At 64.6% G+C, this 23,216-nt stretch carries 21 protein-coding genes; 8 read left to right on the forward strand and 13 right to left on the reverse strand.

Annotation, left to right across the window (positions count from 1 at the left end):
- Window positions 1-8: 8 nt before the first annotated feature.
- Window positions 9-1,658 carry a hypothetical protein gene (locus FR728_RS19355; RefSeq protein WP_188318866.1) on the reverse strand — a complete coding sequence of 550 codons (1,650 nt, stop codon included), beginning with the start codon at window positions 1,656-1,658 and terminating at the stop codon, window positions 9-11.
- A 567-nt stretch (window positions 1,659-2,225) separates the two neighbouring features.
- Between FR728_RS19355 and serA the strand changes: the two genes are divergently transcribed.
- Window positions 2,226-3,470, forward strand: a complete 1,245-nt coding sequence (gene serA, locus FR728_RS10260) for a phosphoglycerate dehydrogenase (protein WP_149892584.1) — start codon at window positions 2,226-2,228, stop codon at window positions 3,468-3,470.
- A 757-nt stretch (window positions 3,471-4,227) separates the two neighbouring features.
- On the opposite strand, the gene FR728_RS10265 is transcribed toward serA, so the two are convergent.
- On the reverse strand, window positions 4,228-5,478 hold the full coding sequence (locus tag FR728_RS10265) for a GGDEF domain-containing protein (protein WP_341872929.1): 1,251 nt from the start codon (window positions 5,476-5,478) through the stop codon (window positions 4,228-4,230).
- Window positions 5,479-5,576: 98 nt separating this feature from the next.
- Window positions 5,577-6,752, reverse strand: a complete 1,176-nt coding sequence (locus FR728_RS10270; protein ID WP_244304533.1) for a GTP-binding protein — start codon at window positions 6,750-6,752, stop codon at window positions 5,577-5,579.
- Between the two features lie 242 nt (window positions 6,753-6,994).
- Between FR728_RS10270 and FR728_RS10275 the strand changes: the two genes are divergently transcribed.
- Both FR728_RS10275 and FR728_RS10280 read left to right on the forward strand, forming a co-directional pair.
- Entirely contained in the window at window positions 6,995-7,741 is a 747-nt protein-coding gene (locus tag FR728_RS10275) for a pyridoxine 5'-phosphate synthase (RefSeq protein ID WP_149892587.1), read from the forward strand.
- Between the two features lie 4 nt (window positions 7,742-7,745).
- Complete coding sequence (locus FR728_RS10280; protein WP_149892588.1) at window positions 7,746-8,369, forward strand: LysE family translocator; 624 nt, start codon at window positions 7,746-7,748, stop codon at window positions 8,367-8,369.
- A 15-nt stretch (window positions 8,370-8,384) separates the two neighbouring features.
- Here FR728_RS10280 and FR728_RS10285 read toward each other — a convergent pair whose 3' ends face one another.
- From FR728_RS10285 to FR728_RS10305, 5 genes are all read right to left on the reverse strand, one after another.
- Window positions 8,385-8,735 carry a ribbon-helix-helix domain-containing protein gene (locus tag FR728_RS10285; RefSeq protein ID WP_149892589.1) on the reverse strand — a complete coding sequence of 117 codons (351 nt, stop codon included), beginning with the start codon at window positions 8,733-8,735 and terminating at the stop codon, window positions 8,385-8,387.
- 93 nt (window positions 8,736-8,828) lie between these two features.
- The gene (locus tag FR728_RS10290) at window positions 8,829-9,422 is read right to left on the reverse strand and encodes a DJ-1/PfpI family protein (RefSeq protein WP_149892590.1); all 594 of its coding nucleotides are present in this window, start codon (window positions 9,420-9,422) and stop codon (window positions 8,829-8,831) included.
- A gap of 145 nt (window positions 9,423-9,567) precedes the next feature.
- Entirely contained in the window at window positions 9,568-9,951 is a 384-nt protein-coding gene (locus tag FR728_RS10295) for a DUF4087 domain-containing protein (protein WP_149892591.1), read from the reverse strand.
- A 6-nt stretch (window positions 9,952-9,957) separates the two neighbouring features.
- Window positions 9,958-10,608: an MliC family protein gene (locus FR728_RS10300; protein ID WP_149892592.1), complete on the reverse strand. Its 651-nt coding sequence runs from the start codon at window positions 10,606-10,608 to the stop codon at window positions 9,958-9,960.
- 88 nt (window positions 10,609-10,696) lie between these two features.
- Complete coding sequence (locus FR728_RS10305) at window positions 10,697-11,671, reverse strand: matrixin family metalloprotease (RefSeq protein ID WP_149892593.1); 975 nt, start codon at window positions 11,669-11,671, stop codon at window positions 10,697-10,699.
- Window positions 11,672-12,130: 459 nt separating this feature from the next.
- Between FR728_RS10305 and FR728_RS10310 the strand changes: the two genes are divergently transcribed.
- Together FR728_RS10310 and ilvC are read left to right on the forward strand one after the other, a co-directional pair.
- The gene (locus tag FR728_RS10310; RefSeq protein ID WP_149892594.1) at window positions 12,131-12,781 is read left to right on the forward strand and encodes a TetR/AcrR family transcriptional regulator; all 651 of its coding nucleotides are present in this window, start codon (window positions 12,131-12,133) and stop codon (window positions 12,779-12,781) included.
- Between the two features lie 82 nt (window positions 12,782-12,863).
- Window positions 12,864-13,883: a ketol-acid reductoisomerase gene (gene ilvC / locus FR728_RS10315; protein ID WP_149892595.1), complete on the forward strand. Its 1,020-nt coding sequence runs from the start codon at window positions 12,864-12,866 to the stop codon at window positions 13,881-13,883.
- A 511-nt stretch (window positions 13,884-14,394) separates the two neighbouring features.
- Here ilvC and FR728_RS10320 read toward each other — a convergent pair.
- Window positions 14,395-15,456 carry a sensor histidine kinase gene (locus FR728_RS10320; protein WP_188318867.1) on the reverse strand — a complete coding sequence of 354 codons (1,062 nt, stop codon included), beginning with the start codon at window positions 15,454-15,456 and terminating at the stop codon, window positions 14,395-14,397.
- A gap of 375 nt (window positions 15,457-15,831) precedes the next feature.
- Between FR728_RS10320 and FR728_RS10325 the strand changes: the two genes are divergently transcribed.
- Window positions 15,832-16,977 carry a GGDEF domain-containing protein gene (locus FR728_RS10325; RefSeq protein ID WP_149892597.1) on the forward strand — a complete coding sequence of 382 codons (1,146 nt, stop codon included), beginning with the start codon at window positions 15,832-15,834 and terminating at the stop codon, window positions 16,975-16,977.
- 8 nt (window positions 16,978-16,985) lie between these two features.
- Here the strand turns inward: FR728_RS10325 and FR728_RS10330 are convergent, their stop codons facing one another.
- The 3 genes from FR728_RS10330 to FR728_RS10340 are packed head-to-tail and all read right to left on the reverse strand — an operon-like array spanning window position 16,986 to window position 19,719.
- Window positions 16,986-17,975 carry a D-alanyl-D-alanine carboxypeptidase family protein gene (locus tag FR728_RS10330; RefSeq protein ID WP_244304535.1) on the reverse strand — a complete coding sequence of 330 codons (990 nt, stop codon included), beginning with the start codon at window positions 17,973-17,975 and terminating at the stop codon, window positions 16,986-16,988.
- Window positions 17,976-18,034: 59 nt separating this feature from the next.
- Complete coding sequence (locus FR728_RS10335) at window positions 18,035-18,796, reverse strand: ABC transporter permease (protein WP_149892598.1); 762 nt, start codon at window positions 18,794-18,796, stop codon at window positions 18,035-18,037.
- Window positions 18,796-19,719: an ABC transporter ATP-binding protein gene (locus tag FR728_RS10340; RefSeq protein ID WP_149892599.1), complete on the reverse strand. Its 924-nt coding sequence runs from the start codon at window positions 19,717-19,719 to the stop codon at window positions 18,796-18,798. Before FR728_RS10340 ends, FR728_RS10335 begins: the two co-directional genes overlap by 1 nt.
- Window positions 19,720-19,971: 252 nt before the next feature.
- On the opposite strand from FR728_RS10340, the gene FR728_RS10345 reads away from it, so the two are divergent.
- Complete coding sequence (locus tag FR728_RS10345) at window positions 19,972-21,141, forward strand: GNAT family N-acetyltransferase (protein ID WP_149892600.1); 1,170 nt, start codon at window positions 19,972-19,974, stop codon at window positions 21,139-21,141.
- A 199-nt stretch (window positions 21,142-21,340) separates the two neighbouring features.
- The gene (locus tag FR728_RS10350) at window positions 21,341-22,252 is read left to right on the forward strand and encodes a PhzF family phenazine biosynthesis protein (RefSeq protein ID WP_149892601.1); all 912 of its coding nucleotides are present in this window, start codon (window positions 21,341-21,343) and stop codon (window positions 22,250-22,252) included.
- Between the two features lie 20 nt (window positions 22,253-22,272).
- Here FR728_RS10350 and FR728_RS10355 read toward each other — a convergent pair whose 3' ends face one another.
- Window positions 22,273-23,202, reverse strand: a complete 930-nt coding sequence (locus tag FR728_RS10355) for an AraC family transcriptional regulator (protein WP_149892602.1) — start codon at window positions 23,200-23,202, stop codon at window positions 22,273-22,275.
- Window positions 23,203-23,216: the final 14 nt, after the last annotated feature.

Raw genomic sequence — 23,216 nt, forward strand, 5'->3', positions numbered from 1 at the left:
CGGGAGAGCTAACGCGGGCAATCCGGCTGGCCCGTCACGCAGCGACCCGGCAGCCCCGGACGCCCGAGATCCTTCGGAGCGATCGGAGGCGTGATCTTGCCCGCCCGCGCCGGCAGTCCCCCTCCCAACCCTGGCTGCAACCTTGTATCGACCGGAACCGGATCGATCGTTCCGGGATCCCGGATCAGAAGCGACTTGTCGAGTTTCGGCAGTTTGCAGGACGAACGCGGACTGTCCGGGAAAACGAGCTCGATCATCTTGCGCCTCTGGCAAGCCACCGCGGCGAGTTCCTCCGGCGAGCGATTGTTCCGGCAGATGAGCCCGTCACCATCCGGCGTGGGATCGGTGAATTGCGGGTCGGCACAGCCATTCACCAGCAGGAGAATCGCCTGACAGGTCGGCGGCTGCCAGTTCTGACTTTCACAGAAGGCGGTCATCAGGCTGACCCAGCGTGCGCGGCCTTCGCAGGTTCCCATATCCGGGTTATCCGGCAGGGGCGTTGTGGCCTGTCCCGCTTCCACATGTTGCGGCGCGCCCTTCGGATTGCCGTTCTCGTCATACTCCTGGATGTCCTGCGACCCGTCCCGATAGGTCGTGATGGTTCGAACGACCTTCTTGTCCTTCTCCTCGAAGTTCCGGTCGTAAACGGTGGTGACCCGCGCCACATCCTTCATGTCCGCATCCCCAAGCGGCATGTCCGGGTCATGCCCGATGATCTTGGTCACCGTGCTGGAGCCCCCGCCCGACGAGACCACCACCTGATCGCCATTGGGCCAGGTCTGGATCATCGACATCCTGCCGCCGGGGCTCTTGCTTGCCTCTATGGTACTTCCCTCCACCGCATTGGTGTTCACCGCAACCTTTGTCCCGTCGGGAACATTGTTGATGTTGGCCGGCCCGTAGATATCCAGGTAGCTGTGCTGAGGGTCGGTCTTGGACGGGTAGCGCACCACGTCCAGCCCGATCAGCGTGCCGTCCTTCGCATAGTCGGCGCCCAGGAAGTGCTGCTCGAACAGGTTTTCGACGACCTCCGCGCCGAGAGGTTCGGCCACTGCGCCAAGCAAGGTGTTTGCCAGTTCTGCTGCGCCGCCCGCGCCTGCGGCCGCACCTGCGCCGGCGGCCCCGCCACCACTGGCACCCGCCGCGGCACCCGGACTGGACACCAGACCGCTGTTGCCGGTGTCGCGGCACTGCGCAAGGCCAGCCAGAGCATCGCGGGCCCGCTCCACCAGCCTCTCCTGCTGGGCGGTGCTCAGCCGGCGATTACCACTCAGGATATCGCCCAGACCGCCACCTGCGACATTGTCGGCGCCCTCCCCCGCACCGTCGCCACCTGCGGCGCCGCCGCCTCCGCCAGCACCCGAGCATCCGGCATCGATCTCGCGCGCCACCGCGCCACGCAACTCGAACATCCCGTTTCCGAGACCGACAACATCGCCCCGGCCAAGACCAAGCTGACCGCCTGTGCCTCTTGCGGTGTCGATCCCGGCAAGCAGCGCCGGATCGACCCGGGCATCGGCAACGCCCCGCCCGCCGCTGCACCGGGCCATCGGCGTGCCCTCCGGAAGATCCATGAGCTTGCCGAGACGATCCAGCGATCCGCGCAGGCCGCGCAGGTCACTCCGATCGAAAACCTTGAGGATGTGCTTGTTAGCCACCTGCGTCAGCTTGCAGATGAACCTGGGCCCACCGGCCCCTCTGGCGACCTCGATGCAGTGATAGTCCGCAGCGGAGGCAGGAGCCACCGACGACGCAATTGCCAGAGCAGAAAGCAGAAAAACAACGCGTGAAAAGCGCATGAAATTCACCCGCAACGCCAAATTAAAATCAAAATGACTCAACGTAATTATCTCGCAGAACGCAAGAATTATAGAGAATGTGGAATGATAAAAATTGTTCGTTTTGATAAATTGGAATTATTTAATCCCGAGAAAGCTCCGAGCACTTGCGCACTCTGGTTGCCCGCCCCACGCCCTCCACGGTGTCCTGCCCCACGATGGGGCGCGAGAAAGCCTCCTTCGCGGGATCGTGATCGGACAACACGGCTCAGCAATACCGCAGCGCACGCAACTCCCCCGAAACTGCCCATCCGCGCCCTTGTCGCCCCTGTCCATTCGGCGTATAGGGGTCCGGCTTGATGAGCCGGGTTTTCGCCTGCGCGCCATGACCCGGCGCCACCCTTTCGCAACGGAACACTTCTGCGAACTGAGAAAAGGCATAAGCCCATGAACCACGGTCTGTCCCGACCGAAGAACCAGATCCGCTGGCTGCTGCTGGAGGGGATCTCCCCCACCGCCACCGCTATTCTGGAAAAGAACGGCTACACCAACTACGAAGTGCTGCCCGGCGCGCTCGACAAGGATGCCCTGATCGAGAAGCTGCAGGGCGTGCATATCGTCGGCATCCGCTCTCGCACCCAGATCACGGCGGAAGTGCTGGAAGCCGCCAAGACCCTGGTCGCCGTCGGCTGCTTCTCCGTGGGCACCAACCAGGTGGATCTCGAAGCGGCCGTGAAGCGGGGTATTCCCGTCTTCAACGCCCCCTTCTCCAACACCCGTTCCGTCGCCGAACTGACGATCGCCGAGATCGTCATGCTGATGCGCGGTGTCTTCACCAAGTCGACCGCGGCCCATGAGGGCCGCTGGCTGAAGACGGCCACCGGCTCCCATGAGGTGCGCGGCAAGACCCTCGGCATCATCGGCTACGGCAACATCGGCACCCAGCTCGCCAATCTGGGCGAGGCGATGGGCATGCGGGTGATCTATTTCGACATGGTCGACAAGCTGCAGCACGGCAACGTGATGCCGACCGACACCATGGACGATCTGCTGGCCCAGTCCGACGTGGTCTCGCTGCATGTGCCGGACACGGCCGAGACCCGCAACATGATCACCGCCGCCGAGATCGCGAAGATGAAGAAGGGCGCCTTCCTCATCAACAACGCGCGCGGCAAGGTGGTGGACATCGACGCGCTCGCCGCGGCCCTCAAGTCCGGCCATCTGGCGGGCGCTGCCGTTGACGTGTTCCCGGTCGAGCCGAAGTCCAACAAGGACGAGTTCATCAGCCCGCTGCGCGGCCTCGACAACGTGATCCTGACCCCCCATGTGGGCGGCTCCACGGAAGAGGCACAGGACCGCATCGGCGAGGAAGTCTCCAAGCGTCTGGTGGAATATTCCGATGTCGGCTCCACCATCGGCTCGGTCAACTTTGCCGAAGTGCAGCTGCCCAAGGGTACGGATGCCACCCGCTTCATCCAGGTGCACCACAATGCGCCGGGCGCCCTGCGCACCCTGAACGACCTCTTCGCCCGGCACGACCTCAACATCTCCGGCCAGTATCTGAAGGTCTACAAGGACATCGGCTACGTGGTGGTGGATGTGGACAGCAAGGTGGACAACACGGAAGCTGTGCTGGAGGAAATCCGCGCCCTGCCGAACACCATCCGCGCACGCCTGCTCAACCGGGTCTGAACCCGGGCTGCAAGGCACGCCGTGAAAAAAAGGAAAAGCCCCGCCTCGTGCGGGGCTTTGACGTGCAAGCCCCCTCATACTCTCCCTTCGTCATCCACTCTGTCTTTGGGCCTTCACCCGGAGACGCCGTCCTCAGAGACAACACCCCATACGCCGCGTTGCAACACAGTTGCCAATGCCCCCATCGGCGCGGCGAGACCTGGGGGAATGGGGTGAGGCGGGCGCGTGATCAGGCACCTGAGGCTCTGCAAGCGAGTAGATCCCCGGTCGAGCCGGGGATGACGGGCGCGGGAGCGCGGTTGTACCGGCTCTCCCGCTGGCGAGAGGCGAAGAGCCAAGCGGCCCCAGCGATGCCTCGTTGCTCCGTCATCCCGGGCGAGGCGGACGCCGAAGATCCGGGACCGGTGAGCCCTCAGCGTCTCTGTGGCTCACCGGTCCCGGCTCAAGGCCGGGATGACGACGGAGAGCGTGCTCTCGAAGCAGCACCCCTTGCTCCGCGCCGTCCCGGCCCTGAGCCGGGACCAACCCTTCTCCCGAAAATCCATAAGGGCGTCGGTTGCGAGGTCCCGGATCTCCGCTTGCGCTGCGTCCGGGACGGCGGAGAGGTCGGTGCGGTACAGCTCTTTGGCTCTCCGATCCCGGGTCGCGCTCTCGCTTGCCCGGGATGACGCATCTCGGGAGTACCCGTTGCAGGCAGACCGTGCCCCGCCTCGTGCGGGGCTTTCTGCATTCAGATCCTGTCCGCGCTCAAGGCGGGTCAGGCAGCGGTTTCCGGTCCGCGCACCTGGTTGCGCCCGGCGGTCTTGGCCGCGTAGAGCCTCTGGTCGGCCCGGGCAAAGAGGTCGGAGAGCTCACGCCCGTCCTGCGGCATGGCAGAGACGCCGATGCTGACGCTGACGGGCTCGGCCAGACCGGGCACCTGCGCCTGCTCGATGGTCCGGCGCAGCCGCTCTGCAAGCGAAACGGCGCCCTCGACCGTCAGCCTTTCGCACAGCAGGACGAATTCCTCGCCCCCCACCCGGTAGAGATGATCGTCCGTGCGCAGATTGCGGGTCAGGATGCCGGCGATCTCCTTCAGCACCTGGTCGCCGGTCTGGTGGCCGAACCGGTCGTTCACCTGCTTGAAGTGATCGATATCGATGACGAGAAGGGCCACGGGCCGGCCGGCCTTGCGGTTTTCCGCCAGATAGGCCGGGGCCTCCTCCTCGTAGGACCGCCGGTGCAGCACGCCGGTGAGGTGGTCCTTGGCGCTGATCTCCAGCAGGGCGTGATATTTTTCCCGGAAGGTCAGGGCCTGGAAGACATCACGCCGCGCGGCATCCTTCATCCAGTGGGATTCCACGCTGAAATAGCGCAGATAGAGCATGAAGAAGCAGGTGTAGAGCCCGGCCGCGAACATCTTGGCCACCCACCCGCCCCAGAACACATGCCAAGGCGCGCCGGACACGAAATGCAGCGCCATGAAGAACCCTGCCTGATCGAAAGTCAGGACGAGCCCGCCGCACAGCAGGATCCGCAGGCCCAGATGCCGGCCGAGCCAGCTGCCCAGCCTCTCGTAAAGCACGATGATGGCGATGGCATCCACATAGAGCAGCACGGTGCCCCAGACCATGAGCCAGCCCATCTCGTCGACGAAGGCAATGTCCGGCAGGCCGCCTTCCGTCACCGAGACGGTGGTGTGGTTGCGCAGCACCATGACCAGCCCGACGATCAGGAAATTGCCGATCAGAAGCCCGTAGATCGGCTGGCGCGCCACCAGCGCATCCTCGCGCATGTAGAGCAGCAGGATCATGAAGAGCTTGCCGGAGAAGAGCACGGTCGATCCCGGCGAGATGATCCCGAAGGGCAGCGCGATGTAGAACACGCTCGCCAGATAGGTTTCCAGGAAATGCATCACGCCGATGGCGCACATGAAGACACCGACGCCAATGACCCTCCGGGCCCGCAGCAGCGACATCATCACGGTGAAATAGAGGGCCGCCTGAACGACCAGAAGGGAGGCATTCATCGAAAGCATGCCCTCCTTTATCACCCTCCGGCAATTTGACAAGAATACACTTGGCGCTCAAAGCCTGCTCTGCGGCTCTGGTCCTACCGGAAACTGTCTCACCCGGGCAACTGCGGCCCCAGCAGGCAGGCATCAAGACGTTGCCGAAGCTGCGGCCAGTCGATGCCGGCTCCGATGAACACCAGTTCCTGCCGTCGGTCGCCATAGGGCTCAGCCCACATCCGTTCGACATAGTCCTGAGCACGCGAATCTTGCGGCCAATTTTCCTTCGGCACGGCAGCCCACCAGGTTCCCAACCGACTGACGCTGGACAATGCACCCGCCAGGGAGAACTCCATCACATCAGCCGGGTTGCTCTCGATCCAGAAGTGCCCTTTCGCGCGAATGACACCCGGCAAGTCCCCCTCAAGAAGGCCTTTGATCTTCTTCGGATCGAAAGGACGGCGCGCCCGATAGACAAAAGACGCAACCCCATATTCCTCGGTTTCCGGCACATGTTCGGCAAAGCCATAAAGCTCCTTGGCCCATTGCGGATGCTGATGCGCCTTCTCGAACTCGAAGAGACCCGTGTTCAGAATGTCGGCAGGAGAGACGACGCTCTGGTCGGTCTCAAGAATTCGTGCGTCCGCATTCAGGCTGCGAATGATCTTGCGCGCTGCGTCGACGCGCGCAGGACCTGCAGACGACACCTTGTTCAGCACCACAACATCCGCAAACTCGATCTGATCAGTCAGAAGATGGATGAGTGACCGGTCATCATCGTCACCAACAGTTTCGCCCCGATCGGCCAGAAAGTCATGGCTGGAAAAGTCGGCAAGAAGGTTCACAGCGTCCACCACGGTAACCATCGTGTCGAGCCGCGCCACGTCAGCAAGGCTCTGTCCCTCTTCGTCGCGAAAGTCGAAGGTTGCCGCCACAGGCAACGGCTCGGAAATCCCGGTACTCTCGATCAACAGGTAGTCGAAGCGGCCCTCAAGTGACAGACGGCGAACTTCCAGAAGCAGATCATCGCGCAGGGTGCAGCAGATGCAGCCGTTCGACATCTCAACCAGCCTCTCTTCGGTATGGCTGAGCCCTGCGCCACCTTCCCGCACCAGATCCGCATCGATGTTGACCTCGGACATATCGTTGACGATGACCGCGACCTTCAACCCGTCTCTGTTGTTCAGCACCTGATTGAGAAGTGTTGTTTTACCTGCTCCCAGAAAGCCGGAAAGCACGGTCACGGGCAAGCGGCGGTCGGCCGTCATGGGAGGGGTCAGGGAAGGTGTCATCCGAAGCCTCGGGAATGTTATGTTATTACGTAACAAGGTTACTAACCGATATCCAGTCGAAGCGCAAGCGGCCCCCGGGACAGTTTGTCATCAGACACAATTATCCATTTGACTTGAGGCCCGATCAGGCCAATTTTTGCCTTCGACGGCCTCCCCCGTTGCCTCTCCGTCTCAAGGCGCTCCCGATCCGGTTGAAGCGCCCGAGCCTCTGGTTCCAACCTCTTCAGAAGTCCGAGTTTTCCATGACCGCCTCCCGTCTCTCCGTGAACGTCAATGCCATCGCCATGTTGCGCAACCGCCGCGACCTGCCCTGGCCCAGTGTCACCGGGCTGGCGGCCATTGCCATGGAAGCCGGGGCCAAGGGCATCACCGTCCACCCGCGCCCGGACGAACGCCACATCCGCAAGACCGATGTCTTCGACCTCGCCGAGATGATCGAGGAGCGCTACCCCAACAAGGAGCTCTGCCTGGAGGGCTATCCGAGCGAGGACTTCATCCGTCTGGTGGAAGAGGCGCGGCCCGATCAGGTGCTCTTCGTGCCCGATGATCCGGCCCAGACCACGTCCGACCACGGCTGGCAGTTCGACCGGGATCTCACCGCCCTGAAGGAGGGCATTGCCCGCTCCCGCGACGCGGCCGTCACCGTGTCGCTCTTCGTGGATCCGGACCCGCTGGCCCCGGCCCGCGCCGCAGCGCTGGGTGCCGAGCGGATCGAGATCTACACCGGCCCCTATGGCGCCTGCCATGACGATCCAGATCGGGCCGAGAAGGAACTCGACAAGGTGGTTGCAACCGCCGAAGCGGCCCGGGCGGCAGGCCTTGGGGTGAATGCCGGGCATGATCTGACGGTGGAGAACATCCCCGCCCTTCTCGCCCGCGCCCCCTTCATCCGCGAAATGTCGATCGGCCACGGCTTCACCGCCGACGCCCTGATCCATGGCTTTGCCGGCAGCGTCCGCCGGTTCCGCCAGGCCATGGGCGAGATCTGACGCCATGTCCCTTGAGACCTGGCTCCTCTTCGTGGCGGTCTCCCTGGTGCCGGCCGTGTCGCCGGGGCCCGGGGTCATGCTGGCGATCCACAACACGCTGAAATACGGCCGCAACGCCACCCTGGCCTCGGCCACGGGCAACGCGCTTGGTCTCGTCATCATCGGATTTGCCGTGGCCTTCGGCTTCGGCGCCCTGATGGCGGCTTCTGCTGCCGCCTTCACGGTGCTAAAGCTCGTCGGCGCGGCCTATCTGATCTACCTGGGTCTCAAGGTCTGGCGCGACCGGTCCAGCTTTGCCGCCGTGGAACAGGGCGGACCGAAGCGCAAGAGCTACAAGGCCCTCTTCACCCAGGCGCTCTTCGTCTCCGTGACCAACCCCAAGGCGATCCTGGTGATCACCGCGCTCTTCCCCCAGTTCATGAGCCATCACGGCTTCCGGCTGGACCAGACGGTGATCCTGTCGCTGACCTATGCAGCCCTCTGCTGGGCCAACCACGCCGCCATTGCCTTTGCCGGCAATTCGGTGCGCCGCTTCCTCAACTCCGACCGCCGGCTGACGATCACCCGGCGCATCACCGGCACCCTCTTCATGGGGTTCGGCGCCGCTCTGGCCACCGCAAGCCGGTAATCTGCGGCAGCGCGCTCAGTGCATCTGGGCGCGCTCAGCCTCCAGAATGCCATCCGCATCCAGTCCGGAAATCGGCAGCCGCGTGTCGCTCGGCACATCCCCGGACAGCTGCAGCGCCAGATAACGGCCGCAGCACACCCGCAGGAAGCTGGTGAAGTTGCCCAGATCATGGCCGGCGTCGATGCTCTCGTGATGCAGCCGCGTGATGAGCTGCACCACGTTCATGCCGTCCCGCCGGGCGATGTCCTCAAGCGTCGTCCAGAAGAAGGTCTCCAGCCGCACGCTCGTCACCATTCCGTCGATCCGCAGGGATCGCGTGGTGCTCTCCCACAGGCGGGTGTCCGCCTGAATGAACAGTTTGCACATCCTGGTCCTCCCCTTCGCATGCAAGGCGCAGGATAGCGCGGACATGGATCCCTCCCAAGGACCATTCCGCGCCACCCCGAGAAGTGGTGTCGCTCAGGCCGCCAGCGCGCCCGAGGCCTCTCCCGCCATCACCTTCATGAACTGGGAAAGCCAGGCCGGATGGGCGGGCCAGGCCGGCGCGGTCACCAGATTGCCGTCGGTCACCGCGCCGTCAATGGCGATCTCCGCATAGGTGCCCCCGGCAAGTTCCACTTCCGGACGGCAGGCGGGATAAGCCGAGACGGTGCGACCCTCGATCACCCGGGCAGCCGCCAGCAGCTGGGCTCCATGACAGATGGCGGCAACCGGCTTGCCCGTATCGAAGAAATGCTTCACCGACGCGATCACATCCTTGTCGAGGCGCAGATATTCCGGCGCACGGCCACCCGGAATGACGAGGGCGTCATAGTCGGCCGGGTCGATCTCGGCGAAGCTGGCGTTGAGCGCGAAATTGTGACCGCGCTTCTCGGTATAGGTTTGGTCGCCCTCGAAGTCATGGATCGAGGTGGCGACGGTCTCCCCCGCCTTCTTGCCCGGACACACCGCATCGACCTTGTGCCCCACCGCCAGCAGCGTCTGGAACGGCACCATGGTCTCGTAGTCTTCGGTGAAATCCCCGGTGATCATCAGGATCTTCTTCGCGCTCATCGGATGTCCTCCCTTGGTCAGTGATGGCAAGGGAACCCTAGCGCGCCGCTCGGGAAAGCGGGTATTAGCGCGGTACTACAGGCAAGATTTTCAGGCGGCTTGGGACTGCCCTCCGAGATCACCGATCCACTGCCCGGCAACGGGATCAGCGCGGCAGGGCCGGGTCCTTTTCGCAGCGGGCGAGCGGGATCAGGTCGAAGGAGTGAATGGCCGTGATGTAGGGCTCGCCGTCGAAGACGGTCGTATCCACATGGGCGCAGGCACAGGCATAGCCATAGGAGCCGTTGCTCGCCACATACTCCCCGGCGGAAATATCGCCGATCCTGTCCATCCCCAGCGGCTCGTAGTCGCGCCCCTGGGTGCGCAGGATCCACGTTGCCTGCCTGTCAGTCAGCCACCAGTTGCCCGGCGTGGGATTAGCGATCCAGCCGCAGCGGGTCTCGGCCGCAAGCGCCGGCGCGACAGCCCAGAAGACCCCCGCGAGCACCGTGACCGCGAGGGTCCATGCCGTCGATCCTGTCAATTTCATGATCCCCTACGCTCCCTTGACCCGACACTGGGAGACGACGCCCTCCGGCCACTCCAGACGCGCCTCATCCCCCTTCAACCAGATGGAAATTCCACTCTCCGCCTCATACAGCGCCCCGGAGCCGGACCGCACCTGCACGCCCGCAACCACCCGGTCGCCCCGTTCCAGCCGCACGGACCCGTTCGCCTCGGCACTCGGCGCGGCAAAGAACTCGGCCGCAATCTCGTCGGCCGGCTGGCCGTTGCACATATAGAATACGGCCCCGCCGGAAGGTCTCAGACGATAAAGGGCAATCAGCGTGCCGATCCGGCCCTGATAGGCGCTCTCGACGCAGGACCGCAGATCCTCGCTCTTCCAGCAGTCGTCCCTGCCCTTCACCCAGCCCCGCTGAACTGCCTTGAGAGACCGCAGATCCTCGCCCCCGTCAGGAAGGCTTCGCGACAGCGCAAGCGCCTCGCCATAGATGGCGGAAAGCGTACGGTCGAGGCGCGCCAGCACGGGATCCTGACAGACGAGTGTCTCCGCCGCGCCCTGCGCCCGCGCGCATGAAAAGCTCGGTCCTTCGCCATCCGCCGCAACGGCCCGACCGCCGGACATCAGCGCGGCGGCAAGACAGACGAAAAGCGGGATCCTCGCAAGGACGGGAATGAAGGCCATGGATCACCTCCGCAAGACCGAAGGATCTCACGATAGGACCGAAAGCTGGCGCAAGAAAGGACGCGTTCTAAAAGAGCGTCGCGCCGCGTCAGTCCGTGCGGCCGATCCGCGTGCGCGCCGCCCCATAGAGCGCCACGGCCCCCGCCACATCGCCGGCCTGCAGGCCGACAGAGGCCTCCGTATACTTGAAATGCATGAGCGCGCCGCGTCTGGCCGGATGATCCAGCCCGATGGCGTGGCCGATCTCGTGGGTAAACGTATGCACCAGATCATAGGCCGCCAGATCTCCGTCATAGCCGAGCTTCCAGCGATGGGCCGGGTTGAGACAGACCGCCGAGCGGGCGATGAGACTGACGCTGACGCCGGGTTGGGCGGCGCTTGCCGCTACGCCGCGCTCTGCACCCACGTCCGTCCGGGCATCGGAGCGGGAGCGCAGGGCCAGCTCCTTGGTGTCCTGCGCGACCGGGCGCACATTGGCAAAGGCGTAGCCGCGCGGCAGGGTCTGGGCGCCAAGCAGGATGTCGGCCCGGGCGGGGTCGGCAATCTCCTCGAAGGTCACGTCGGCAACCGCCTCCCACCGGCTGAAGGCCTGGCGCGCCGCGCCCTGCACCGTTTCCGCCGTCAGCCCGCTGCGGGCGGCAAGGCCCGACAGACCGGTCATGGAGCGGCAATTGCGGGCCTGCCCGTCCTGCACCGGCGTTTCGAGAAAGGCATAGGTGATGCGGGCGCCGCTGCCGATGGACGCAGCCCCCCATTTGACCAGGGAGCCATCGAGTTTCAGGAGCTTGTAGTCGGGCGAGGGCACGGATCCGGCGCGCGCCGGCTGGGGATAGGCGGCAGGTTGAACGAAGGCCCCGGCCTGCGGCGACGTGGTCCGCGAGGCCTGTTCGACATTGGATGGGGTCGAGCCTGACAGGGGCGCGATCGGCCGTCCGGCCGCTCCCGCGCCGCCCGCCAGGGCGGGTCCCGCAAAGGTCGCAAGCGCCGCGACAAGCGCAGCGCCAGCACGTGACCTCCGGAACCGGGTGCGCCCCTCAGCGGCGCCCGGTGTCTGTGTGGTCATGAGCCCCTCGTGCCTTCGGCCGCTTCCCTCCCGTCTCCCCTCGAGACGGATGACTCGGCGGCCTTGTTTGCCGGCATTGATGCTGAATCATCTCAAGAGCGCGCGCCATCCGCAAGAACCCTCAGGCATTTTCTGCAAGCCGCGAAACAGCACGACCGCTCGAAATCACCGCAGATGCGGGCGCCTGGTCCGCCGATCCGCAGGTCTGACGCCATGGTGAGGCCCGCGAAACCACGCGCGCGACCGCCCCATGCGGGCGATGGCGGAAGCCCCTGGCAGACCTCGTCCCCCATCCATCCGGGGCCGCGTCGTTTTCCCGCTTGACCGGCTCCGGCGATCTCGCTAGATACGTGTACCGTACCGTACGGTACAAGATTTCAAGCCCCGGTTCGGGCGCCCTTCGGGGCATCGGATCCGGACGTGTCAGCCTACCGCTCCGCCAAACCCAGACCGCACGCCATGTCTCTTTCCGCCGCCCTCAACGATCAGGACTTCGACGACGTCGAATTCACGCCCCGCCAGGAAGCGGTGCTGGAATGCGCACTCGGCCTGCTGGTGGACGGTGGCGAAAAGGCCCTCACCACGGCAGGTCTCGCCCGCAAGGCGAACTGCTCGAAGGAGAGCCTTTACAAGTGGTTTGGCGACCGGGACGGCCTGCTGGCCGCCGTAGTGGCCTATCAGGCGAGCAAGGTGCATTTCCCGCCCGAAAGCGGGGCCACCGCCGACGGTCAGACCTATCGCGCCCATCTGATCGAGTTCGCGACCGAGCTTCTCGCCGTCCTTCTGGGCGAGACCTCCGTGGCGCTGAACCGGCTCTCCATCGGCCAGTCCAAGCGCGAGGACAGCCGGCTCGGCCGCCTGCTTCTGGTGCGGGGCAAATACATGATCGCCGCCAAGGCCCGCGCCCTGCTCGAGGCCGGCCGTCACCGCGGCTATCTGCGCTTCAACGACGCGAACGAGGCCTATCAGGTGCTCTACGGCCTAGCCGTGCGCGACGTTCACATCCGCCTGCTTCTCGGCGACGAGGCCAGCCCGGCGGAACTGGATCTGAAGGGTCAGGCCGAAACGGCCGTGAACCGCTTCTACAAGCTCTTCGGCGTCAGCCTCTGACGTCGAAAACCTCAAATCGGGAACATCCGGGCAGCGGCGACAACAAGCCCGACCGGACCCAAAACGGGAGAAAGGAATACCCATGCGTGTTTATTACGATCGCGACGCTGATCTGAACCTGATCAAGTCCAAGAAGGTCCTCGTCATCGGCTACGGCTCCCAGGGCCGTGCACACGCCATGAACCTCAAGGACAGCGGCTGCACCGACATCGCCATCGCCCTGCGCGAAGGCTCCACCACCGCTCTCAAGGCCGAAGCCGATGGCTTCAAGGTCATGAACGTGGCCGACGGCGCTGCATGGGCCGACCTGATGATGATGGCGACCCCGGACGAACTCCAGGCCGACATCTACCGCGACCACATCGCCGCCAACATCCGTGACGGCGCAGCCATCGCCTTCGCTCACGGCCTGAACGTCCACTTCGGCCTGATCGAGCCGAAGGCCTCCATCGACGTCCTGATGGTCGCTCCGAAGGGCCCGGGCCACACCGTTCGCGGCGAATACGTCAAGGGTGGCGGCGTGCCGTGCCTCATCGCCGTCCACCAGGACGCAACCGGCAATGCCCATGACCTCGGCCTGTCCTACGCCTGTGGCGTTGGCGGCGGCCGCTCGGGCATCATCGAGACCACCTTCAAGGAAGAGTGCGAAACCGACCTCTTCGGCGAACAGGCCGTTCTCTGCGGCGGTCTCGTCGAGCTGATCCGCGCCGGTTTCGAAACCCTGGTCGAAGCCGGCTACGCCCCGGAAATGGCCTATTTCGAGTGCCTGCACGAAGTGAAGCTGATCGTCGACCTGATCTACGAAGGCGGCATCGCCAACATGAACTACTCCATCTCCAACACCGCGGAGTGGGGTGAGTACGTGACCGGCCCGCGCATCGTGACCGCCGAGACCAAGGCCGAGATGAAGCGCGTCCTGACCGACATCCAGACCGGCAAGTTCACCTCCGATTGGATGCAGGAATACCGCGCTGGCGCCGCCAAGTTCAAGGCAACCCGCCGCCTGAACGACGCCCACCAGATCGAGGAAGTTGGCGAAAAGCTCCGCGGCATGATGCCCTGGATCAAGTCCAACGCTCTGGTCGACAAGGCCAAGAACTAAGTCTGCGGCAAGGACTTGATCCAAGACATCAAACCGCTCGCGACTGCTTGCAGTCGCGGGGGGATCAAGTCCAACGCTCTGGTCGACAAGGCCAAGAACTAAGTCTGCGGCAAGGACTTGATCCAAGACATCAAACCGCTCGCGACTGCTTGCAGTCGCGGGGGGATCAAGTCCAACGCCCTGGTCGACAAGGCCAAGAACTAAGTCTCTGGTTTGCCCGAAACAAGAAAGGCCCGGCAGAAATGCCGGGCCTTTTCGCGTCTCGAGGGCCCACTCCCCTCACCATCGTCATCCCAGGCAAGCGCAGCGCGACCCGGGACCGGTGAGCCACATAACTCTCGGATCAGGACAACCCACCAGCGCGTCGGCGCGCTGATCCCGGATCTCCAGCTCCGCTTGCGTCCGGGATAACGGTGGAGGGAACTTGCCAGAGGAGACAGCCCTTGGGAGGGTCAAAAAACCGCTCCGACGTCCTTGCCGGACTTGATCCACTGCGGGATGAAAGCAACCCTCAGGCCGAGACCGGCTTCAACGCGGGCGGCAGCGTGTTGGGGTTGCCGACAAGCCGGTAGCGGAACCCGTCGGCGGGATAATCAAGGGAGGCCTCGCCATCGAAATCGACCGGGGCGATCTGACTGAGGAGAATGCTGCCGAACCCCTTGCGGCCCGGGCGATCGACCGCCGGCCCGTCTCCTTCGGTCCAGGTGAAGAAGAAGCTGCGCGCCTCTTCCGCGTCCGCGTCGAACCCCCACTCAATGGCCACCTCCCCTTTCGGCACGCTCAGGGCACCGGACTTGAGGGAGTTGGTCGCCAGTTCGTTCACGGCAAGCGCCAGCGCGATGGACTGACGGTCGTCGATAACGAGCGACGGTCCCTGCAGGGTGAGCTGGGACGAGGCCGGATTGATGTGCGGAGCAAGACTGGTGCGCACGATCACGTCGATGTCGGCGCGCGATTCCCCACCTTCCAGGATCCGCGTATGGGCACCAGCCAGCGCGCCGATGCGCGCCTGTAGCGCGGACCTTGCATCTTCCAGCGAGATCGTGCCCTTGAGCGTCTGGTTTGCGAGAGCTGCGACTGACGCCAGCATGTTCTTGATGCGGTGATGCAATTCCCGGTTCAGGAAATCCGTGCGCTTCTGCTGCAACATCTTCGCGGTGGTTTCAACCACCGTGTCCATGAAGCCGGCCACATTGCCGTCTTCGTCGTGGATCGGGCTGTAGCAGAAGGTGAAATAGGCCTGCTCGTCATAGCCGTTGCGGTTGATGACGAGAGGGAAATCCTCGATGAAGGTCGCCTCTCCGGCCATCGCCTTGTCCGCAATCGGGCCGATTTCGGCCCAGGCTTCCGACCAGACATCGCGGAAGGACCGCCCGAGGACGTTTTCCTTCTTGCCGAGAATGGGAGCAAAGGCGGTGTTGTAGATTGTGATGAGCTCCGGCCCCCAGGCGATCGCCTTGGGGAAATGGGAGTTCAGCATCATGCCACAGGCAATCTTGAGGGCCGCAGGCCAGGTGTCGAGCGACCCAAGCGGGGTGGTTTCCCAGGGAAACTCCGCAACTTGCCTCGCCATGAGGTCACCAGCCGGAAACTGCTTCGGCATCATTTTGACTGGATACTTCCCTCTGACCGGATCGGCGGTTCGAAACGGCATCTGCCCCTGGTCCCCTCGGCAAACCATATCCGAGTTTCAGGCACTTCGCCGGATTTCTTTGTCTTTCGCACGTGAAATGTTGCGTTCTGTCCTGTTGGTCTCGAACGCGAGGCCTCCCCGACGGTTCCGAAGAATGGCGCAAAAACAGGCAGTTTCCCTCCGCAATCGCTCACGACCTTTCAAATTGCAGCTTTACCTAAAATTTTAAGGATCGCGATAAACATCTGGAAAGGCGCCAAACCTAGCTTACCCGTCGCCACCTAGGCACTTCTGACAGAGACGCGATTGGCTTCCATGGACCTGAACACACTCCTGCTTGCGACCGCGCTCATTCTGACGGTGTTTTCGATCGCCTATCTGGGGGCGTTCCACGATCTGAAGGACGAGAGGTTCTGGCGCACCTGGGCGCTGGCCCAGCTGGGTCTGGCCGGCACGCTCATGCTGAAGTTCCAGGTGGCCGACGATCCCACCATGTGGGATCACGCGCCGGTAGTCCTCGGAGCGCTGTTCAGCCTGTCCCTCTTCCGGCAAGGGGCGCTGGAGTTCAACGGCAATCCCACCTCACTCAAGTGGTTCGCCTGGCCGGTTGGCGCTCTGGCCCTTGCGGCCATCGCGGCCACTCTCTTCCAGGCGCCGCTGATCTTCACCTGTTCCTACAATCTGGTTCTGGCGGCCATCGCCCTGTCCACCGCCCGCGAATATGCCAGCGAGCGCACGGGGCCCCTGTCGTCCCGCGCAGGTCTGGTCTTCTCCCACCTGCTGCTGGCCACCGACCTGGCCATGCTCTTCGTCCAGCACATCGTCACCGGGCACGTGATCACCCGCAACCTGCCCCTGACCATTCCCTATTCGATGCATGTGGTTCTCTGGATGGTCTTTGCCCTGTCGAACGGCGCCTTTTCCCTTGCCATCGCCTTCGAGCGCAAGCTGCGCGAGGAGCGCGAGGCCGCCGTCCGCGATCCCCTCACCGGGGCCTACAACCGGCGCGAAATGATGCGGCGGCTGGAATCCCTGCTCGACACGCCGAGCCGCCGCCCCTTTGCCTTCGTCCTGCTGGATCTGGATCACTTCAAATCGATCAATGACCGGTTCGGCCATGATGCGGGCGACGAGGTGCTCCAGTCCTGTGTCGACCTGATCAACTGGAACATCCGCCCCGAAGACTGCCTTGCCCGGCTGGGCGGCGAGGAATTCGCCATTCTCATGACCGACGTGCCGGCCGCCCATGCCCAGTCCATCGCCGAGCGTATCCGCGCCAATCTGGCTGCAGCACCCGTCGACCTGTCCGGGGAAAGCGTCACCGTCACCCTGTCGGCAGGCGTCTATTACGGTCTGGGGCTGGGACTGACCCCGAAGCAGATCCTGCGGGCGGCCGATCAGGAGCTCTATCGCTCAAAGAACCTTGGCCGCAACCGGGTCTCGACCACCTACGCCGCCTGAACGCTCGCTCAGAACCCGCCCTGCAGCAGCTCCGTGACGCGCCGGTCGCGCGCACTTTCACTCGATCCGCCCATCACCACCACGAGGCGTCGGGCCCCGCCCTGCCGCCCGGTGGCGACCAGATTGTAGCCCGCATCCCGGGTATAGCCGGTCTTCAGCCCGTCGACCCCGTCGACCCGCCCGAGCAGGTTGTTGGTCGCCTCGAAGCTGCGCCCGCGCCAGGTGAACTGCCGCGCCCGGAAGAAGGGCGCATATTGCGCATAGCGGGTCTTCAGGGCCCGACCAAGAAGCGCCATGTCGCGGGCCGTCGACACATGGGCCGGATCGGGCAGACCGCTGGCATTGCGGAAACGGGTGCGCCGCATGCCCAGCGCCTGCGCCGTTGCGGTCATCTTGCGGGCAAAGGCTTCTTCCGACCCGGAAATCGCCTCGGCCACCACTACGGCCACGTCATTGGCCGACTTCACCGCCATCGCGCGCGCCGCATCTTCCACGGTGATCGTGTCACCGGCTTTCAGCCCCAGCCGGGAGGGGGGCTGCGCGGCCGCATGGGCGGAGACGCTCAAGGGGGAATTCAGGGTCAGGCGGCCCTGAGCCACCTCATCGAACAGGAGATAGAGCGTCATCATCTTGGTGAGGCTTGCCGGATAGCGGGCTTCGTCGGCAGCCACCGCGTGCAGTTCGCGACCGGTCCCCAGATCGACAACCAGTTCCGAATAGCCCCTTGCGGCCGCCGTCGAGGGGGCCAGCGACAGGAGGGGCACGGCGGGAGCGGCCACCGTAGCAACGGGCGCCGCCGCCCGGGGCGTGGCGCCAGGTGTAGGCGACGGCGCAGGACCCGTGGACTGGCAGGCCGCCAGCAGGAGGGCAAAGGCCGGAGCGAGCCAGGTCGCCAGCCTCTTCGCCCGGTCCGCTTTCCGGCCCCGGCGCCCCTCCCCTGCGACGCCCGTCGCCGAAAGCTGCATGAAAGGGATCTGCGGGCGGGAAATGACGCGCACGGGTTTCTATCCGTTCTCTGATCGTTGAGGCGGCAGTCGGTCGGGAAGCGTGCCGCCTGTCAGGGCTTCAGCTTGTATCCGGTCTTGAAGATCCAGTGAATGACCCACAGACAGGCCAGCAGGAAGAGCAGGGTCATGCCCAGCGACAGCGCCAGGCTCACATCCGCCTGTCCATAGAAACTCCAGCGGAACCCAGAGATCAGATAGACCACCGGATTGAGCAGGGCCAGCTTCTGCCAGGTCTCGGGCAACATGCTGATCGAATAGAAGCTCCCTCCCAGGAAGGCGAGCGGCGTGACGATCAGGAGCGGCAGAAATTGCAGCTTCTCGAAATTATCTGCCCAGATGCCGATGATGAAGCCCAGAAGCGCGAAGCTCACCGCCGTCAGCACGAAGAAGGCTAGCGCCCAGACCGGGTGCTGCAGCTGGATCGGCACGAAAAGGCAGGCGGTCAGGAAGATGATGATCCCGACGATCATCGCCTTGGTCGCCGCCGCCCCCACATAGGCGATGGTGATTTCCAGGAAGGAGACCGGGGCGGACAGAACCTCGTAAATGGTGCCCGTGAACTGGGGGAAATAGATGCCGAAGGAGGCGTTGGAGAGCGCCTGTGTCATCAACGACATCATGATCAGGCCGGGCACGATGAAAGCGCCATAGCTCACACCGTCGACCTCGGAGATGCGCGAGCCGATGGCCCCGCCGAAGACGATGAAATAGAGCGACGTCGACAGCACCGGCGAGACGATGGACTGCATGATCGTGCGACGGGTCCGCGCCATCTCCCACAGGTAGATGGCCTTCATGGCGGGAAAGTTCATCAGCTGTCCTTCACCAGATCGACAAAGATCTCTTCGAGAGAGCTCTGCTTGGTATGCAGGTCATGGAAACGCAGGCCGGCATCGGACAAGGCGTTGAGGATGCCGGTGATCCCGGTCCTCTCCCCTTGCGCATCATAGATGTAGCGCAGGGACCGGCCTTCGTCCGCAAGCTCGATACCCAGGCCAGACAGGCTGTCCGGAAGCACGCTCACGGGTTCGGCCAGCTCGACCTTCAGCTCCTTGCGCCCGAGCTTGCGCATCAGGGCGGCCTTTTCTTCCACCAGGATCAATTCGCCCCGGGTGATCACCCCCACCCGATCGGCCATTTCCTCGGCCTCCTCGATATAGTGGGTGGTGAGAATGATGGTCACGCCCCGCGCCTTCAGGTCGGTGACGATGCGCCACATGTCCCGGCGCAGCTCCACATCCACCCCGGCCGTCGGCTCGTCGAGGAAGAGGATCTGCGGCTCGTGCACCAGCGCCTTGGCGACAAGCACCCGTCGCTTCATGCCGCCCGAGAGCTCCTTCAGCGCCGCATCCCGCTTGTCCCACAGGCTGAGGTCCTTGAGGATCCTCTCGATCAGCGTCTCGTCCGGCGGCAGGCCGAAGAGGCCCCGGCTCAACCGGATGAGATCGCGCACCTGCTCGAACTGCAGGGTCGGCATTTCCTGCGGCACGAGCCCCACCAGCCGCCGCGCCTGCCGATAGGCAGTCTGGTTGTCGTGGCCGCCGATCAGGATCTGGCCACCACTCGGCCGCACCAGGCCGCAGACCGTGCTGATCAGCGTGGTCTTGCCCGCCCCGTTCGGCCCCAGAAGCGCAAAGACCTCACCGGCGTGAATGTCGAGAGAGAGCGGCTTGAGTGCCTGAAAGCCCCCGTCATAGGTTTTTTCCAGATTGCGGATGGAAAGAATGGGAGGCATTGCGGCGAACGGGTCCTGCGGTTGAAGCGAGGGGTGAACGGGATTGGACGGGCGAGGCTCCGCACACGGTTTGCGAAGCAGCGATGCCCCCGGACAGGCGCGGCGACTGTGCCAAAAGCCTTGGCAAAAGGAAAGCACCGCAACAAAAAAGCTTGCCCCCGGCGCGGGCTCGGGCTCTCCTCCGCACGCAAGCACGAAGGACGGCCACGGCCTCTTCCCCTGTCCAGAACCATCGAACCGCATCGGCGTTCCATGACCCTGAAGATCCGGCCGGCCCATGCCGGCGAACTGGCCACCCTGACCCAGATCCTGCACCGGTCCAAGGCCAGCTGGGGCTATGACGCCGAGCGCATGGACGGCTTCCGCGCCGCCTTCCGTCTGGGTCCGCGCGACCTGACACGCGGCCCCCTTCTGGTCGCCGAGCGGAACGGAACGCCCCTGGGGCTGGCCGGCGGAGAAATCCGCGACGGGGTTTTCGAGCTGGATCATCTCTTCATTGCCCCCGAAGCCCTGAGGCAGGGCATTGGCAGGCTCCTCCTTCACCGCATGGAAGATCTGGCCCGCAGCGCCGGGACGGACCGTCTGCGCCTGAAGAGCGACCATTACGCAGAAGGCTTCTACCGCAAGGAAGGCTATGTCCTGACGGGGGACACCCCCAGTCCCATGTCACCGACCGGCTCCATTCCGATCCTGGAAAAGCCCCTTGCTCCGGCCGCAGTGCCCCTCTCGGAGATCTGTCTCACCCTCGACAGGCACACGCCCTGGGTCTTTGAAGCGGAGAACCGGGACGCGGTCGCCGCCCACTGGCAACACGAGCAGCGCGCCAATCCGCATCTGTGGAACGGGCGAACCCTCAAGGTGCGCGGGTTGTCGATCCGGGACGGCGTGCTGTCCGGCGTCTGTCAGGAGTGCTCCTTCGCCGCCTATCTCGCCTGGCGGGCCTGGGGCTATCCGAGCCTTGAGGACCACAATGTCTTCGGATCGGCCGTGGTGCGCAGTGCCGACGGCGACCTTCTCTTCGGCGTCATGGCCGATCACACCGCCAATCCGGGCCGGATCTATCCCTTTGGCGGCAGCCTGGAACCCGAGGACGCGGATCCGGCGACTGGGGCTGTCGACCTGATCGGATCGACCTGGCGGGAGCTGCAAGAGGAGGCTGGCCTCGGACCTGAGGACCTGCGCGAGACCGCCCGCTTCGCCCTGCCCTTCGGCCCGCTCATCGCCGTGGCCCTGGTGCTGCAGTCCTCCCAGCCGACCGCAGCCCTCGCCAGCCGCATCATGGCCCATTCGGATGGCTCGGAGGAACGCGAGCTCAAGGCCGTCCAGCCCTTGCGCGGGCCGCAGGATCTCGCGATCCCCAGCCTCACCCCCTGGGGCCGCGACATTGCCCGCGCCGTCTTCTCCGCTGGCCCCAGCACCTGAGCGCCGCAACTGGCAGGGCCGCAACTGCCAGGGATGTGTCACGAAACGAAACGGCAGCAGTCGTTTACGGAAGCTTCACCGAGAAAGCGCAGCGCTGTCGCCTGAGGTCGAAGTCCCCTCTGGCCCTCGCCGCCGTTTCTGTGCAACAGTCCGCGCCACACCCTGACGCCCGTCCGCACCAGAGCTGGAGAAACTCACCATGGGTCGCCGCTACGCCGTCCTCGACGTCTTCACCCACAAGCCGCTCACCGGAAACCCTCTGGCGGTGGTGCTGGAGAGCGAGGGCCTCTCGGACGAGCAGATGCAGGCGATCGCGGCGGAGTTCAACCTGTCGGAAACCGTCTTCGTGCTGCCACCGGAAAACCCCGGTCATTCCGCCAACATCCGCATCTTCACGCCGAAGCGCGAGCTGCCCTTTGCCGGGCACCCGACCGTGGGCACGGCGATCCTGCTGGCGACGGAGCGCTTTGGCGAGGTCTCCGGCGAACAGGATGCGATGGTCGTCCTGAAGGAACAGATCGGACCGGTGCGCTGCGGTGTCGTGCTGAAGGAAAATGCCGCAGGATTCGCGGAATTCGACGTGCCGCGCCTGCCCCAGCCGGCCGGCCCCACCGAGAACCCGGACATCATCGCCGCCGCCCTCAATCTCGAGCCCAGCGACATCGGCTTCGAGAACCATCGCCCGTCCTGCTACGAGGCCGGAGTGCCCTTCGTCTTCGTGCCCGTGCGCGATCTGGATGCCCTGTCGCGTGCCCGACCCAATCTCTCCCAGTGGCGCAAGGCCTTCAGGGAAGCGACCTCCGTGGATGCCTTCGTCTATTGCCGCGAGACGCGCGTCCACGACAGCGGCTTCCATGCCCGCATGTTCGCGCCCGAAATGGGCATCCCCGAGGATCCGGCCACGGGTTCGGCCGTTGCGGCCTTCGCCGGCGCCATCCACTATTTCGACGACCTGCCCAACGGCACCCACTTCATCCGGGTGGAACAGGGCTTCATGATGGGCCGCCCCTCGCTGATCGACCTGGAAATCGACATCGAGGCGCGCAAGCTCCACGCGGTACGCATCGGTGGACAGGCCACGATCCTCGCCCGGGGCGAACTTTTCATCTGACCGACCGAAGGCTGCCAGTCCTAGCCCTGCGGGCCCGGCCCCGTTCCGGCTACCTCCGGCAGCACGCCGGGCAGGTCTCTGCGCGGCGGGTGACCGAAGAGCCCGGAATAATCGCGGCTGAACTGGCTGGCGCTGGCATAACCGACCTGAAAGGCTGCCGCCGTCACGGAGGCTTGCCCACCGGAAATCAGGTGACGGGCCTCCATCAGCCGCAGGTGCTTCTGGAAGCGGACCGGGGTCGTGCCGGTGATCTGGCGGAAATGGGCGTGGAAGCCCGAAACGCTCATGCCCGCCGTGGTCGCCAGATCCTCCACCCGGATCGTGCTCGCAAAACTCTGGCGGAGTTGCGTGATCGCGCGCCCGATCCGCGCCGCATGGCTGTCGGCCTCCGCCAGCCGCCGCAGCATCGCCCCATGGGCAGCCCGCAGAAGCCAGAAATGAATCTCGCGGATGATGCCCGGGGCCAGGACCGGAATGGCTTCCGGGCGCTGCGTGAGCGTGAACAGCCGCCCCATGGCCTCCCGGATGTCCGCATCCCCCTCGCCCAGCGCCACGGCACGGGGCTGCGCCTCCGGGACCGGATCCCGCGCCGGAACATCCCCCATCAGCGGCATCAGCTCCCGGATCAGGGCAAGATCCAGCTTCAGGGCCAGAGCCACATAAGGCGCATCCCGCGAGGCCTCCACCACCTGCGCCCGCGACGGCAGGTCGAAGCTCACGATCAGAGACTGCCCCTTGGCAAAGGTCACCCGGCCGCCCGCCGCCTCGCAGGCCTTGGCACCGGAAAGCACAAGGCAGAACAGCGGGTCATAGACCATCGGCTCCAGAGCGGAGGGAGCAAGGCGACGATTGAGGCTGAGCCCCGGCACGCCGGTTGGATGGGGCGCATCTCCCGCGCCCACCGCATCGGCAAGCGCGATCACCCGCTCCGTCAGTTCATCCCGCTGCATAATTGCTCTTCGCT

This window comes from Roseibium aestuarii (assembly GCF_008477545.1).
Taxonomy (GTDB): domain Bacteria; phylum Pseudomonadota; class Alphaproteobacteria; order Rhizobiales; family Stappiaceae; genus Roseibium; species Roseibium aestuarii.